We start from the raw sequence: 15,446 nt of genomic DNA, 5'->3' as shown, positions 1-15,446 counted from the left end.
AAAATTTAGTTTAAATTCTAGGAACAAATGAGCCTAATCTTTGATTATAGGTCATTTGAAAATAAATGAAATAATTATATAGTAAATAATTAACCTCGTAACCGTAATCGATTCCTTGACGATAATCAATTTGCATTTCATATAGATTAGTATCGAATCGTTGTGGTTGTAAAACACGCTGATTCCATTCAATAACATATATTAGATTTCTATTTTCTAAATATTGCTGAGAATAATACTGTCGAGGTCTAGCTCTACTTACTAACCAAAAATTAAAGCCAGGTTCAATAATAATAATTTCGTATTCTATTTCTTCATTTACAATTTTAACTGTGTCATTTTGTTTTAAGTTTTCTAAACGTTCATCTTTTTTTGATGCTGAATTTTTTGATGTGTTACAGTTAAAAATGAAAACAGAAACTAGTAAGACGTAAATTATTTTTTTCATAGTGTTAAAGCTTTTTTCTTTATCAAATGTATAACTCATTACTTCTTGAAGAAAGTAGGAATGAGTTAACAAGCTCTTTCACCGAGCAAAGTTTATTGCTTTCTCAATAAATTTACAAAAACCATTCCTGAATTCCTGATTTTGAAACGTTTTTAACAAAAAAAGAGGCTGTCTAAAAAGTAAGTTCGATGTCATATTGAGCTTGTCGAAATATTTTTAACTTACCGATAATCAATATCGGTTTCGACAGGCTCAATATGACAAATCAAATTATAAAGCCTTTTTAGACAGCCTCTTTTTAGAATTTATTTAAGGGAATATTATTTGCTTCCAAAAAGGCCGCCTAGTAAACCACCAAGACCACCTTTCTTTTTATTGCCACCTAATACCATTCCAGCAACATCGTCAATAACGCTACCATCACCATCAGCGTCAAGAATAGACTCTAAAAAACTTTGCTCTTGTTGAGGTGAATTTCCTTTTAATAAACCACCTAACAATCCTTCTAGTCCACTTGGGCTACTCACATTTTGTTGTCTAGATTGTTTTCCTAAAACACCTAATAAAATAGGAGCAGCTACTTTTAAAATTTGTGCAACCGAACCAGCATCCATTCCTGCTTTAGCGCCTAAAGCATTTTGCACATTTCTTTGTTTATTTCCTAAAACATGTCCTAAGATTTTCTCGCCATCGTTTAAAACATTAGAGTCTACGCCACCACTAAATAAACCACCAAGGTTATCTAATATACTTCCATCATGTTTCCCTTTTAAAGCACCTAGTAAGCCCTCGGCTCCTTGAGGTGTTGATGCGTTACGTTTCATGGCTTGCATTAAAACAGGTAGTGCCATAGTTAAAACATCTTGTGTTTTGTTTTGAGGTTGATTAGTTTGACCAGAAACACCACTAATAATTGTTTTTCCTAAGTCGCTGTTTAATAAATCTAAAATTCCAGACATGGTTATTGTTATATTTTAATTAATAATTTTTTTCAAATTGAGTTCTCAAAGTACAAAAAAAGTCCCAACTTCTATAGTTAGGACTCAATAATTCTATTTAGGTCACAATTGTGATATTTATTCTCGCTAAGGAAGAAATCTCTACCCTAGGATACTAATAATCTGTGACGCTAATTCTGTGCCAATTCTGTCTTGCGCTTCGTTAGTTGCTGCACCAGTATGAGGTGTTAAAGATAAGGCAGGATTCATTAATAGTTGCATTTCTGGCTTTGGTTCTTTTTCAAATACATCTAGAGCAGCTCTTGCTACTTTTCCGCTTTCAATAGCTTTTACTAATGCTACTTCATTAAGTACACCTCCTCGAGCTGCGTTTGCTAAAATAACGCCATCTTTCATCATGTTAAATTCTGCTTCATCAATTACGTACTCTTTTTGCGCAGGAACATGAAGTGTAATAAAATCTGATTGTTTTAAAACATCTTCTTTAGAAATGGTTTTAATATTAAAGTTTACAGTTTGTCCATCAAAGAAATTTAGTTCTAAGTTGGCAGTTTCTAAATACGGATCGAAAGCAACCACTTTCATACCTGCACCAAGTGCTACCTTAGCTGTAGCTTGACCTATACGACCAAAACCTAAAACACCTAAAGTCTTTCCTTTAAGTTCTGTTCCTTTAGCGTAAGCCTTTTTAAGACCTTTAAAGTTGCTATCTCCTTCAAGAGGCATATCTCTATTAGCGTTATGTAAAAAACGAGCTAATCCGTATAAGTGACCAAACACTAATTCTGCAACAGAATGCGAAGATGCTGCTGGTGTATTAATGACACTGCGACCTTGTTCTCTTGCATATTCTACATCGATATTATCCATACCAACACCACCACGGCCAATAATTTTTAATCCTGGACATGCATCAATTAAATCTTTACGAACTGTGGTTGCGCTTCGAACTAATAAAACCGATATATCATTTTTGTTTATATAGTTTATTAATTGCTCTTGAGCTACTGTAGTTGTAATTACTTCGTAACCAGCTTTTTCTAGGGCATCAATACCGCTTTGTGAAATTCCGTCGTTTGCTAATACTTTCATTTAATATGACTTTTTTCATTTTCGCAAAGGCGAAAATCTTAATAATTATAATTTTAGTTAGCTTTATGAGATTTCCACTTTTGTGGAAATGAAAAAGCTGTTTTTTTTAAGCTTTACTTTCTAATTCACTCATTATCTCAACAAGTGCTTTAACGCTATCTAGGGGTAATGCATTATACATAGAAGCTCTATATCCACCTACACTTCTGTGACCGTTTAAACCGTTAATGCCACCTTCTTTAAGCATGGTTTCAAATGTTTCTTTTAAGTTTTCGTTTTCTAAAGTAAATGTAGCATTCATGTTTGAGCGATCTTCTTTTACTGCAAATCCTTTAAATAATGGATTAAGATCAATTTCAGAATACATTAAACGTGCTTTCTTTTCATTTTCCTTTTCAATACTAGCAATACCGCCCATATTTTTTAACCACTCCAATGTTAACATAGATGTGTAAACAGCAAACACGGGAGGTGTATTAAACATACTTCCTTTACTTAAGTGTACTTTATAATCCATCATCGATGGAATTTTGCGAGATACTTTTCCTAAAACATCTTCCTTAATAACAACTAGTGTTGTTCCTGCAGGTCCCATATTTTTTTGAGCTCCTGCGTAAATGATATCGAATTTCGAAAAATCTAATGAGCGAGAAAAAATATCGCTACTCATATCGCAAACCATTGGTATTGGGGAGTTAGGGAAATCTTTTATTTGTGTACCGTAAATAGTATTGTTTGAGGTACAATGGAAATAATCATAATCTGTAGGGATTTCATATCCTTTAGGAATGTAATTATAGTTTGCATTTTTTGAAGAACCAACTTCGTAAATATCATCATAAATTTTGGCTTCTTTAATGGCTTTATCAGCCCATGTGCCAGAGTTTAAATAACCAGCTCTTTTTTCTAAAAGATTTAATGCTACCATTAAAAACTGAGTACTTGCACCACCCTGTAAAAACAAAGCTTTATAACCTTTGCCTTCTAAACCAAGTAATTCTAAAGCTAAAGCTCTAGCTTTTTCCATAATATCTACAAATGCTTTGCTTCTGTGAGATATTTCAATTAAAGATAAACCGCTACCATCTAAATCTACAACTGCTTGAGAAGCTTTTAATAATACTTCTGGTGGTAAAATACATGGTCCTGCACTAAAATTATGTTTCTTCATTTTTTTCTATCCCAAACCCTTCCAGAAGGAAAGAGGATTTATTGGGTGATTTAAAATTAGTATTTAGTTTTCTCATCAATTTTCCAATCTATAATTGGGTAAAAATGATAAGGTATTTAAAGATGCAAAGTTCCTAATTAATTAAGTATTTTTTGTTAAGAATTCAATAATTATTTTGTCAAATTGATAATAAAAATTTAATAGAATCAACACTATCCGCATAATCCCAAAGTTGCGGATTTTGAGTAGCCCCAAATGCAATCTCATTTTTCAAAATTCCGTTTGAAACTACACATTGAATTTGCGATTCGTCTTTTTCTAGTTTTTCTTTCAATTGATTAGTGTTCTCATAATATTCATAAAAAAGGGTTGCTATAGGTGATGCATAGCTCTCGTCTTCTTTAATCATAAAGAATCCATTTTCCAGCATATCGAATTCACTCATTAAATAGACAGCTTTATTGTAATCGTAGTTATTAGCGTATTTAGCTTTTTCTATAATAGGATTCCAATGATATATAGCTTCAAAAAACAAATCAAATTTATAGTCCTTAGGGACAAATAATTTTGATACATTTCTACAACCCAAGCCATAATATCTAAAAATATCTTCTGATAGGTTTTTTAAATCTTCTTTAGTTTCCTTACCAGTTAAAACAGCTATAGAATTTCTATTATTTCTTATAATAGAAGGCTTCCCTTTAAAATAATATTCGAAATAACGAGCTGTGTTATTACTGCCAGTAGCGATTACAGCATCAAATATTTCAATTTTACCTTCTGTAAATGTTATTTTTTCTTTAAAATTTGGCTCAACATATTCCAAGTATTTCGATAAGTAGGGAAGTAGATGCTTATCGTTTGAAGATTGCTTAACCAAAACATTGTGACCAGAAATGAGAACTGATAGAAAATCATGAAATCCAACTAATGGAATATTTCCAGCCATTATAATAGCAACCTGCTTAGGGTTAGTAATATTAATGTGATAATCTCGAAGCCAGCTGTTTAAATTATCGAGCGTTAAAGCTTTTGCCCATGATTTTAGAGCAAAACGTATGTTTTCTTGAGTGAACCATCCATTATGTTCTTGGGCTAATTTTAATTGATGTTTAAATCCGTCGAAAAATAGCTGGTTGTGTTCAACTTTATCGTTCTTTTGGATAACTTCATTAGAAAATTGCTTTAAAAAATCTCCTAATTTTACAAAAGCATTAATTCTTGCTTGTAATTGCATGTTGAATTTGGTTATGAATGGTTTTGGCTCTATTTTTGCGTCTGCAAATTTAAGGAAACTCAAATAGAGTTCTTAAATTTTAAAAAATAAAAAATACTATGGCAATTATAATAACAGACGAATGTATAAATTGTGGTGCTTGTGAGCCTGAGTGTCCCAATACAGCAATTTATGAAGGTGCAGATGATTGGCGCTATAAAGATGGTACGAGTTTAGATGGTAAAGTTGTACTTACTAATGGTAATGAAGTAGATGCTGATGAAGCACAGGAGCCTATAAGTGATGAACTTTACTACATTGTACCAGATAAATGTACAGAATGTAAAGGCTTTCATGACGAGCCACAATGTGCTGCAGTATGTCCTGTAGATTGTTGTGTTCCCGATGAAGATGTTGTAGAAACTGAAGAAGAGTTATTGGCTAAACAACGTTTTATGCATCCTGAAGGATGATGAGTCGATAATAGAATTAAATATAAATCCTAAGCTCTTTAGCTTAGGATTTTTTGTTTGGAATAGTTATTCTCCTAATTTGCCATTAACCATGCCAATTACAGCACCAATAATGGCTCCCATAACAATAGAAATACCAACATCCATGGCAAACATTTGTCCAGTGGCTTCACTATTCATTGCCATATTGAAGAAGTTATGAGTTAGTCCCATAAATATACCGATTATAGCACCTGCTTTGGCACCAGTAGCTGCTGTGGTAATTTGTGCCCACTTGGTATAGATGTATGCTACAAAAAGACCGAATGTAATACAACCTAAAAAAATCATTACCATGGTACTAGAACTTTCCTCTGGTTGTGGAAAAAAGTCTTTAAAAAGAATACCATAAAAAAGCCAACCTAATAAGAAGTCAACTATACCTCCAACAATTCCAGAAACTAGAAAATTTTTTGTTTTCATTTTTTTAAATTATTAGTTAGTAATCTAAATGTATTAAAAAAATACGAAAAACATAATTATTTATTTATATAAATGAAGATATCTTAATATTATGTAAGATAAATTATCTAAAATATAAATTAACAATTTGGTTAAGGCCTGTAAATTTGTTCTATCAATCCAGAGTATTTCTCTTGAATAATACTTCGTCTCATTTTTAAAGTTGGGGTAAGATGACCACCATCAATAGACCATACTTCTGGAGTTAGTTTGAAAAGTTTTATTTGTTCCCATTTTCCAAACTTACTATTGCATTTGTCTATTTCTTTTTGAATTCTTGAATGTACTATTTCTGAAGAAGCTATTTCCTTTAGAGAATTACCTATTGGATGATTCTTTTTGTTAATCCATTCTTTTAGATAATCGAAATTTGGTTGTACCAAAGCGGCTGGCATTTTTTCGCCTTCCCCTATAACCATTATTTGTTCTATAAAGCGTGATTGTTTTAAATCATTTTCAAGTAGGGTAGGTACTACATATTTTCCGCCAGAAGTTTTAAACATTTCTTTTTTACGTCCAGTAATTTTAAGAAAACCATCTGCATCAATTTCTCCTTTATCACCTGTATGGAAATAGTCACCAGTCATAACTTCGGCTGTTTTTTCTGGATCCTTATAATAGCCCATCATTACATTAGGCCCTTTGCAAAGAATTTCACCATCATCTGCAATTTTTACATCTACGCCCTCCAAAGCTTTTCCAACATATCCTATTTTCCATGTATTGTCTCTTCTATCGCTTACGGTAACACCTGGAGACGTTTCAGTAAGGCCGTAGCATTCCATAATTGGTAATCCAGCAGCTCCAAATATGTGTCCTAAACGTGGTTGTAATGCTGCACTTCCAGATGCCATAAATACAATATTGCCGCCAAGGGCTTCTTGCCATTTGCTGAAAATTAATTTACGTGCAATGCTTAATTTTAATTCATACCACCAACCATTCTGTTTATAAGGTTCAAATTTTTCGCCAAGTTTTACTGCCCAAAAAAACAAACTTTTTTTAAACCCTGATAGATCTTCGGCTTTTGCCATTATTTTATCATATACCTTTTCAATTAATCTGGGAACCAATGTAATAACACTAGGTTTTACTTCTTTTAAATTATCACCAATTTTGTCTATGCCCTCTGCAAAATGAATGGAAATACTACAGTATTGGCATACATAAAGGTATACTCTTTCGAAAATATGACATATTGGAAGGAAACTAAGCGTTTTGTCTCCAATATTTAGTGGGAATCTTTTTTCAACCGCAAAAACATTTGATACAATATTCCAATGAGATAGCATGACACCCTTAGGCTTTCCTGTAGTTCCAGATGTGTAAATTATAGTAGCTAAGTCTAATGATTTTACCATGTTTTTTCTGGTATCTAGATCTTCTTGATTAGATGTGTCTTTACCTAGTTTAAATAAATCAGAATAATTGGTGCAACCTTTAATAGAATCAAAAGAGTACACCTCTTTCAATTTAGTTTTCTCTTTTATTTTATTGATTTTACCTAAAACTTCTTCATCCGAAACAAAACAATAAATAGCTTCACTATGATTTAATATATACTCATAATCATCGGCGCAAATAGTTGGATAAATTGGGATTGTCTGGGCACCAACTTGTAATACACCAATATCAACAATATGCCATTCGGTTCTGTTTGTAGAAGAAATAATAGCAATTTTATCATCTTTCTTAACACCTAATTTTAATAAAGCTCTACTTAAAGCGTTTGCTTTATCTAAGTATTCTTGCGTACTTGTTTTTACCCATGTTCCATTGTATTTTGTAACTAAGGAACCCTCTAAGGGCGCATTTTCTAATTGATAATATGGAAAATCGAATAATCGCGTTACTTCAGCCATAAAAAGTTCTGTAAAATCTAGTATTGCAAAGTATGAAAATAAATAAGACTTTCAAATAGCATATATTTTAACGGTTTTATTTCAAGAACATTCTTTTATGAAAAAGCATTCAAAAAGGTATAATTAGAACACTTTTCTATTAAAAAAACACGATTTTGTTAACTATTCTTTATAGGTTAAAATTAAATGTTGAATAATTCTTATTTAGAGAATTAAAACTCTAACGTTTTCGTTGATAATCAAGGTTGTTAAATATCTGATTTGTTGGGTTTAATGATAATTATCATGTTTTTTGGAATAGCGCGTTTTTATCTTTGAATAGTTGAAAAATAGATAAAATTTTTACAAAATATAAATACAAATAGAGATGGAAGTAAAACAATTTAAACCAGGGATTTGGATTGAAGGTATTAATGTTAGAGATTTTGTAATCAATAATGTTACACCTTATTACGGCACAGATAATTTTTTAGTTGGCCCAAGTACTAAAACTCAGCACTTATGGGATATCTGTAAGGCTGCCACTAAAGAAGAACGACAAAATAACGGTGTTCGTGCTTTAGATACTGAAACTATTTCAACAGTTAGTGCATTTAATGCAGGATATATTGACAAAGAGAATGAAGTAATTGTTGGATTACAAACAGATGAATTATTAAAAAGAACTATGAAACCTTTTGGAGGTTTTAAAGTGGTACAAAAAGCGCTAGAAGAACATGGTGTAAAACCAAATGATAACCTTACAGAGCTATTTTCAAAATATGTAAAAACTCATAATGATGGTGTGTTTTCAGCGTATAATGCTGAGATTAAAAAATTCCGTTCGTTAGGGTTTTTAACAGGTCTGCCAGATAATTATGCACGTGGTAGAGTAATTGGAGATTACCGTCGTATCGCCTTATATGGTATTGATGCTTTAATTGAAGCAAAGAAGAAGGATTTAGCAAATATTACTGGCCCAATGACGGATGCAGTGATTCGTCTTCGTGAAGAAGTATCTGATCAAATCAAAGCCTTAAAGGAAATGGTTGTTTTAGGTGCTAAATACAATTTAGATTTAAGTCGTCCTGCTGAAGATGCTAGAGAAGCAGTACAATGGACATACATGGCTTATCTAGCAGCGGTGAAAGAACAAGATGGTGCAGCAATGTCGCTTGGTAATGTATCTACATTTTTAGATATTTTTATTGAAAACGATTTACAAGAAGGTTTAATTACTGAGGAAGAAGCACAAGAGTACATCGATCAATTTGTGATGAAATTAAGAATGGTACGTCATTTAAGAATGAGTGCTTATGATGAAATTTTTGCGGGAGACCCAACTTGGGTAACAGAAGCTATTGGTGGTATGTTTGATGATGGAAGAACTAAGGTAACAAAAACCTCTTTCCGTTTCTTAAATACACTTTATAACTTAGGCCCTTCACCAGAACCAAATATGACGATTCTTTGGTCTAAGAATTTACCTCAAAATTTTAAAGATTACTGTTCTAAAGTAGCTATTGATACCTCTTCAATTCAGTTTGAAAATGACGAATTAATGAGAGTAAATAGAGGCTCTGATGATTACGGTATAGCATGTTGTGTGTCTTACCAATCATTAGGTAAGTCTATTCAGTTTTTTGGAGCACGTACCAATTTAGCTAAAACATTATTATTAGCTATTAATGGTGGTAAATGTGAAATTACTGGTACGCAAATGGTAGAGGGTATAGCACCTTGTGACTGTGAGTATTTAGATTTTGATAAGGTAATGGCTAACTTCAAAATAGCCATGAAAGAAGTAGCACGTGTGTATAACGATTCTATGAACATTATTCACTACATGCACGATAAATACTACTATGAAAAAGCACAAATGGCTTTAATAGATACCAATCCAAGTATTAATATTGCTTATGGTATTGCAGGATTATCAATTGTAGCTGATTCACTTTCTGCTATTAAATACGCAAAAGTAAAACCAATTAGAAATGAAGAAGGTCTAACGGTCGATTTTAAAATTGAAGGGGAGTTTCCATGCTATGGTAATGATGATGATCGTGTAGATCAATTAGCTGCAAATGCAGTAGCAGATTTTAATAATGAACTTAAAAAATTACCAGTTTATAAAGATGCAGAACCTACAATGTCTGTTTTAACCATCACATCAAATGTGGTTTACGGTAAGAAAACGGGAGCTACCCCAGATGGTAGAGATGAAGGTGTTCCTTTTGCACCAGGAGCTAACCCAATGCATGGTAGAGATTGCCATGGCGCTATAGCTTCATTAAATTCTGTGGCAAAAATAGATTATAAAGATTCTCAAGATGGAATTTCAAATACCTTCTCCATAGTCCCTAAATCTTTAGGAGCTAATAAAGAGGAACGTATTGAAAACCTTTCATGCATTTTAGATGGGTATTTTTCTAAAAAAGCACAGCATGTTAATGTTAATGTTTTAGATAAGGAAACCTTACTAGATGCTATGGAGCATCCAGAAGAGTACCCACAGTTAACTATAAGAGTTTCTGGATATGCGGTAAACTTTGTAAGACTAACCAAAGAACAACAAATGGAAGTGATTACTAGGTCATTCCACGAATCAATATAATCTCTATTTATATTTTGTAAGCATCTGAAAAGAGAAGTGTAAAGCATTTCTTTTTCAGATGCTAATTTTAAAACCTAAGATTATTCAATCAAAAGATAACATACTAAGAGTGCATTCCATTGAATCCTTTGGAACACACGATGGCCCAGGAGTGCGACTGGTAATATTTTTACAAGGATGCAAACTAAAATGTTTGTATTGCCATAACCCAGATACTATTGATACGCATGGAGGAAAAGAGTATCAAATTGAAGAGTTGGTAAAAATGGTCATAAAAGAGAAACCTTATTTTGGAAAAAAAGGAGGTGTTACGGTTTCAGGAGGCGAGCCTTTATTACAATCAAAAGCATTGGTCTCTCTCTTCAAAAGATTAAAAGAAGAAGGGATTCATACTAATATTGATACAAACGGTAGAGTATTAAATCATTTTTCTGAAGAATTATTAGATGAATATACTGATTTAGTGATGCTGGATATTAAGCACATGACAGAAGTGGGTTATGAATACATCACTGGTCAAAAAAACAAAGAAACAACCTTCAATTTTGCTAAGTATAGAGAAGCTTCAGGTAAAAAAATGTGGTTGCGTTATGTGTTGATTCCAGAGATTACCAACAAACCAGAATTGCTTCATGCAATGGGCAAACATTTTAAAGATTATAAAACCATTGAGAAAATTGAAATTCAACCTTATCATAAATTAGGTGTTCATAAATGGGATGCTTTAGGATGGGATTATCAATTAAAAGATGCTCGAGAAAATTCACCAGAGGAAATTGATGCTGCTGTAGAAATTTTAAAGCAGTATTTTAAAGAAGTTAGAGTTAATTAAAAAGTGTTGATTAATCCTCTTCACTTAAATTAAATAAATTATGCAAACACAAAAACTAAAAAATCGTTGGTTAATAGCTGCTTCAGCAGTCGGAATACATATTTCAATAGGATCGGTATATGCATATTCGGTAATGACTAACCCTGTTAAAGATATTTTTGATGTGGATGGAAGTGTGATAAAATGGGCGTTTAAAATTGCTATTTTATTACTTGGTTTGTCGGCAGCATTTTTAGGGAGATGGGTAGAGAAAGTTGGTCCAAAAGTAAGTGGAACTACCGCAGGTATATTTTATGGTATAGGTATTTTAGGCTCAGGATTAGCAGTACAATTAGAAGCACTATGGCTGTTTTATCTGTGTTACGGTGTTATTGGTGGTATTGGTCTAGGTTTAGGATACATTACTCCAGTTAGTACCTTAGTAAAATGGTTTCCAGACAGACGTGGGTTAGCTACTGGTATGGCTATTATGGGCTTTGGTTTTGCTGCCCTAATTTTTGGGCCAGTAATGCAATCACTTTTCGAGTCTGTTGGAGTTTCAAATGCATTTTATATTCTAGGGCTAATATATATGGTACTTATTTTATCTTCAGCAAGATATATTGAAAGACCTCCAGAAGGTTATCTTCCAGATGGTTTTAAACCAGGCGAAGGAAAAACAATTAAAGCAGATATTTCTAATATTACTGCTAATGAGGCATTAAAAACCTCTCGTTTTTATTACATCTGGATTATGATGTTTATAAACATTGCATGTGGTATTGCTGTTATTTCTGCAGCGAGTCCTATGATGCAAGAAAAGCTAAACTATACACCAATGGAAGCCGCTGCAATTGTTGGTTTAATAGGTGTGTTTAATGGTTTGGGTAGAATTTTGTGGTCAACTTTATCGGATTATTTAGGACGTGCAAATACCTATATTATTTTCTTCGCTTTTCAAGTTTTAGCATTTTGGTTCTTACCTCAAATATCTATGGAATTGGCATTCTTAGTAGTATTATTTACAGTAATAACTATGTATGGCGGTGGTTTTGCAACCTTACCTGCTTTTCTAGGAGACTTATTTGGAACAAAGCAATTAGGAGCCATTCATGGTATGGTTTTAACAGCTTGGGCATTGGCAGGTGTTGTTGGACCAACCATTTACGATGTTGTTAAAAATGCAACAGGATCATTAGATGCAACCTTGGCGGTATTTGCTGGATTATTTGTGGTAGCATTTATTGTTTCTCTACTAATGAAACGAACGGTCACAATGGCCTATCGGAAAATAGATAAGGACCTCAAATTTGCTTAAAATTTAATTTTAAGACTTCCATTTTTCTTTGTTTATTAAAAAAACTCCGTAGTAAATTAAAGTTGCTTCGGAGTTTTTTCATTTTAATAAAAAAAAGTTAAAAAATCATTGATTTTAAGGAGATTATATGATTTATGTCATGAAGATATCTTGCGTTAAAATGTACTTTTATATGGTATTTTAGAATATAATATAATCAAAAATAAATATTATGGAATTATTAGAAAATGTGAAAACACGAGTCTATAAATTTGGTGATAAAAAAGCCGATGGAAATAGGGAAATGAAAAATTTACTAGGAGGGAAAGGAGCTAATTTAGCAGAAATGAGTTCTATTGGAATTCCGGTTCCACCTGGGTTTACAATTACAACCGAAGTTTGTACAGAGTATAACGCGCTTGGTAAAGAAGCAGTTATTGAGCTAATTAAAGAAGAAGTTGAAGCTTCTATAGCCAGTATTGAAGCTGTTATGGGTACCGATTTTGGAAATAAGAAAAACCCTTTACTCGTTTCGGTGCGCTCTGGAGCTAGAGTTTCTATGCCTGGAATGATGGATACCGTGCTTAATTTAGGGATGAATGATGAAGTAGTTTTAGGACTTGCTAAAAAAACCAATAACGAAAAGTTTGCTTGGGATTCTTACCGTCGATTTATTCAAATGTATGGTGGGGTAGTTTTAGGAATGAAACCAGAATCTAAAGAAGATATAGATCCATTTGAAGAAATTATTGAAAACCTTAAAGAAAAACGTGGTATTAAGTTAGATACAGAGTTTTCGGTTCAAGATTTACAAGATTTGGTTTTTGATTTTAAAGATGTGGTAAGAAAAAGAACAGGTTTAATCTTTCCAACAGACCCATGGGAACAACTTTGGGGAGCTGTTATGGCGGTATTTAATAGTTGGAATGGCGATAGAGCGGTTTACTACAGAACCATGAATGGGTATCCTGCAGAGTGGGGAACAGCCGTTAATGTACAAGCCATGGTTTATGGTAATATGGGCGATAATTCGGGTACAGGTGTTTGTTTTACACGTGATGCTGGAACTGGAGAAAACGTCTTTAATGGGGAGTATTTAATTAATGCACAAGGTGAAGATGTTGTTGCTGGTGTAAGAACACCACAACAAATTACAAAATTAGGGTCTAGACGTTGGGCAGAATTAGCCCAAGTTGATGACCAAAAAAGAGTAGAAAAGTATCCTTCCTTGGAAGAACTAATGCCGATTATTTTTAAAGAGTTAGATGGGTATCAGGATACTCTTGAAAAGCATTATCGAGACATGCAAGATATGGAGTTTACCATACAAGATGGAAAACTATGGATATTACAAACTCGTAATGGTAAACGTACTGGTGCTGCTATGGTTAAAATAGCAATGGATTTACTAAAAGAAGGTATGATTAATGAAAAAGAAGCTCTATTATTATTAGAACCTAATAAGCTTGATGAGTTGTTGCACCCAGTTTTTGATCCGCTAGCACTTAAAAGATCACATGTTATAGCCCAGGGATTACCTGCTTCACCAGGGGCAGCAACAGGAAAAATTGTCTTTTTTGCTGATGAAGCAAATAAATATAAGAATAGTATTCTAGTTAGAATTGAAACTTCTCCAGAAGATCTTGAGGGTATGAATATTGCAAAAGGTATTTTAACAGCTCGTGGAGGTATGACTTCTCATGCTGCTGTAGTGGCAAGAGGTATGGGAAAATGTTGTGTATCTGGTGCAGGTGCTTTAAAAATTAATTATAAGAAAAGAACTTTAACAGTTGATAATCATGAGTATCATGAAGGCGATTGGATTTCATTAAACGGTTCAACAGGTAATATAATAGAAGGTAAAGTAGCGACTATGGAACCAGAATTGAGTGGAGAATTTGCCGAAGTAATGAAACTATCCGATAAGTTTGGTGAAATAAAAGTTAGAACAAATGCCGATACACCAAAAGATGCCAAAGTAGCTCGTAATTTTGGAGCTCAAGGTATTGGATTAGCTAGGACAGAGCATATGTTTTTTGAAGTTGATAGAATTAAGGTGATGCGCGAAATGATTCTTTCTGATACTGTTAAAGGTAGAAAACAGGCATTAGAAGAATTATTACCAATGCAACGTGCCGATTTTGAAGGATTATTTGAATCTATGAATGGAACAGCGGTAACTATTCGCTTGCTAGATCCACCATTGCATGAATTTGTACCTCATCAATTGGCTACTCAAAAAGAATTGGCTGAAGATATGCATATTTCGCTTCAAGCAGTAAAAAATAAAGTAGCCGAATTAGAAGAATTTAACCCAATGTTAGGGCATAGAGGTTGTAGATTGGGTAATACTTATCCCGAAATTACAGAAATGCAAACACGAGCTATTATAGAAGCTGCTTTAAACCTTAAAGAGAAAGGCATTATCTGTAAACCAGAAATCATGGTGCCTTTGGTGGGAACAGTTAAAGAGTTTGAAGCTCAAGAGCAAATTATTAGATCTACTGCAAAAATGATTTTTGAAGAACGAAATGATGAGGTTGACTATTTAGTTGGTACTATGATTGAAATTCCTAGAGCTGCACTGATGGCAGATTTAATTGCAGAAAAAGCTGATTTCTTCTCTTTTGGGACTAATGACTTAACACAAATGACGTTTGGATATTCTCGTGATGACGCAAGTAAGTTCTTGCCAATTTATATTGAGAAAGGTATTTTGAAGGAAGATCCTTTTGAAGTATTAGATCAAGAAGGTGTTGGGCAGTTAATCAAAATTGCAACTCAAAGAGGTAGAAGCACAAAACCGAACTTAAAAGTTGGTATTTGTGGAGAGCATGGTGGAGAACCTAGCTCAGTAGAATTTTGTTATAACACAGGTATAGATTATGTAAGTTGTTCACCTTATCGTGTGCCTATTGCAAGATTAGTTTCTGCTCAGGCAGCTATAAAAGCAACTTTGTAGTTTTTTCTATTTTTCTAACTTTGGTAAACCTCCTGGATATGTTCTTTATTCAGGAGGTTTT

General features: G+C 33.1%; 12 protein-coding genes. 5 read left to right on the top strand and 7 right to left on the bottom strand.

Annotation, left to right across the window (positions count from 1 at the left end; translation table 11 throughout):
- Window positions 1-10: 10 nt before the first annotated feature.
- From Q0739_RS00345 to Q0739_RS00325, 5 genes are all read right to left on the bottom strand, one after another.
- Complete coding sequence (locus Q0739_RS00345; RefSeq protein ID WP_298236706.1) at window positions 11-448, bottom strand: DUF6146 family protein; 438 nt, start codon at window positions 446-448, stop codon at window positions 11-13.
- 320 nt (window positions 449-768) lie between these two features.
- Window positions 769-1,407 carry a DUF937 domain-containing protein gene (locus Q0739_RS00340; protein WP_298236705.1) on the bottom strand — a complete coding sequence of 213 codons (639 nt, stop codon included), beginning with the start codon at window positions 1,405-1,407 and terminating at the stop codon, window positions 769-771.
- Between the two features lie 141 nt (window positions 1,408-1,548).
- Window positions 1,549-2,499 carry a D-2-hydroxyacid dehydrogenase gene (locus tag Q0739_RS00335; RefSeq protein WP_298236704.1) on the bottom strand — a complete coding sequence of 317 codons (951 nt, stop codon included), beginning with the start codon at window positions 2,497-2,499 and terminating at the stop codon, window positions 1,549-1,551.
- 106 nt (window positions 2,500-2,605) lie between these two features.
- The gene (gene serC, locus Q0739_RS00330; protein WP_298236703.1) at window positions 2,606-3,670 is read right to left on the bottom strand and encodes a 3-phosphoserine/phosphohydroxythreonine transaminase; all 1,065 of its coding nucleotides are present in this window, start codon (window positions 3,668-3,670) and stop codon (window positions 2,606-2,608) included.
- Window positions 3,671-3,848: 178 nt separating this feature from the next.
- Window positions 3,849-4,907 carry an acyl-CoA reductase gene (locus Q0739_RS00325; RefSeq protein ID WP_298237063.1) on the bottom strand — a complete coding sequence of 353 codons (1,059 nt, stop codon included), beginning with the start codon at window positions 4,905-4,907 and terminating at the stop codon, window positions 3,849-3,851.
- Between the two features lie 98 nt (window positions 4,908-5,005).
- On the opposite strand from Q0739_RS00325, the gene Q0739_RS00320 reads away from it, so the two are divergent.
- On the top strand, window positions 5,006-5,359 hold the full coding sequence (locus Q0739_RS00320; protein WP_298236702.1) for a 4Fe-4S dicluster domain-containing protein: 354 nt from the start codon (window positions 5,006-5,008) through the stop codon (window positions 5,357-5,359).
- A gap of 66 nt (window positions 5,360-5,425) precedes the next feature.
- Here Q0739_RS00320 and Q0739_RS00315 read toward each other — a convergent pair whose 3' ends face one another.
- The gene (locus Q0739_RS00315; protein ID WP_298236701.1) at window positions 5,426-5,821 is read right to left on the bottom strand and encodes a hypothetical protein; all 396 of its coding nucleotides are present in this window, start codon (window positions 5,819-5,821) and stop codon (window positions 5,426-5,428) included.
- A 131-nt stretch (window positions 5,822-5,952) separates the two neighbouring features.
- Window positions 5,953-7,722 (bottom strand): AMP-dependent synthetase/ligase, encoded by a 1,770-nt coding sequence (locus Q0739_RS00310; RefSeq protein WP_298236700.1) that lies wholly within the window; start codon window positions 7,720-7,722, stop codon window positions 5,953-5,955.
- A 367-nt stretch (window positions 7,723-8,089) separates the two neighbouring features.
- On the opposite strand from Q0739_RS00310, the gene pflB reads away from it, so the two are divergent.
- From pflB to ppdK, 4 genes are all read left to right on the top strand, one after another.
- On the top strand, window positions 8,090-10,315 hold the full coding sequence (pflB, locus tag Q0739_RS00305) for a formate C-acetyltransferase (protein ID WP_298236699.1): 2,226 nt from the start codon (window positions 8,090-8,092) through the stop codon (window positions 10,313-10,315).
- A gap of 58 nt (window positions 10,316-10,373) precedes the next feature.
- The gene (pflA, locus tag Q0739_RS00300; RefSeq protein ID WP_298236698.1) at window positions 10,374-11,147 is read left to right on the top strand and encodes a pyruvate formate-lyase-activating protein; all 774 of its coding nucleotides are present in this window, start codon (window positions 10,374-10,376) and stop codon (window positions 11,145-11,147) included.
- A gap of 40 nt (window positions 11,148-11,187) precedes the next feature.
- Window positions 11,188-12,444, top strand: coding sequence for an OFA family MFS transporter (locus Q0739_RS00295; protein WP_298236697.1), 1,257 nt, complete (start codon window positions 11,188-11,190; stop codon window positions 12,442-12,444).
- A 211-nt stretch (window positions 12,445-12,655) separates the two neighbouring features.
- Window positions 12,656-15,385, top strand: a complete 2,730-nt coding sequence (ppdK, locus tag Q0739_RS00290) for a pyruvate, phosphate dikinase (RefSeq protein WP_298236696.1) — start codon at window positions 12,656-12,658, stop codon at window positions 15,383-15,385.
- Window positions 15,386-15,446: the final 61 nt, after the last annotated feature.

The sequence above is a fragment of the uncultured Algibacter sp. genome (genome assembly GCF_947487605.1).
GTDB lineage: Bacteria > Bacteroidota > Bacteroidia > Flavobacteriales > Flavobacteriaceae > Algibacter_D.
This window is presented reverse-complemented; position numbering and strand designations above follow the sequence as displayed.

What these genes read in the sequence shown, in the direction of transcription:
- Q0739_RS00345 (WP_298236706.1), bottom strand. Translation starts at nt 448, where the DNA reads ATGAAAAAAATAATTTACGTCTTACTAGTTTCTGTTTTCATTTTTAAC.
- Q0739_RS00340 (WP_298236705.1), bottom strand. Translation starts at nt 1,407, where the DNA reads ATGTCTGGAATTTTAGATTTATTAAACAGCGACTTAGGAAAAACAATT.
- Q0739_RS00335 (WP_298236704.1), bottom strand. Translation starts at nt 2,499, where the DNA reads ATGAAAGTATTAGCAAACGACGGAATTTCACAAAGCGGTATTGATGCC.
- serC (WP_298236703.1), bottom strand. Translation starts at nt 3,670, where the DNA reads ATGAAGAAACATAATTTTAGTGCAGGACCATGTATTTTACCACCAGAA.
- Q0739_RS00325 (WP_298237063.1), bottom strand. Translation starts at nt 4,907, where the DNA reads ATGCAATTACAAGCAAGAATTAATGCTTTTGTAAAATTAGGAGATTTT.
- Q0739_RS00320 (WP_298236702.1), top strand. Translation starts at nt 5,006, where the DNA reads ATGGCAATTATAATAACAGACGAATGTATAAATTGTGGTGCTTGTGAG.
- Q0739_RS00315 (WP_298236701.1), bottom strand. Translation starts at nt 5,821, where the DNA reads ATGAAAACAAAAAATTTTCTAGTTTCTGGAATTGTTGGAGGTATAGTT.
- Q0739_RS00310 (WP_298236700.1), bottom strand. Translation starts at nt 7,722, where the DNA reads ATGGCTGAAGTAACGCGATTATTCGATTTTCCATATTATCAATTAGAA.
- pflB (WP_298236699.1), top strand. Translation starts at nt 8,090, where the DNA reads ATGGAAGTAAAACAATTTAAACCAGGGATTTGGATTGAAGGTATTAAT.
- pflA (WP_298236698.1), top strand. Translation starts at nt 10,374, where the DNA reads ATGCTAATTTTAAAACCTAAGATTATTCAATCAAAAGATAACATACTA.
- Q0739_RS00295 (WP_298236697.1), top strand. Translation starts at nt 11,188, where the DNA reads ATGCAAACACAAAAACTAAAAAATCGTTGGTTAATAGCTGCTTCAGCA.
- ppdK (WP_298236696.1), top strand. Translation starts at nt 12,656, where the DNA reads ATGGAATTATTAGAAAATGTGAAAACACGAGTCTATAAATTTGGTGAT.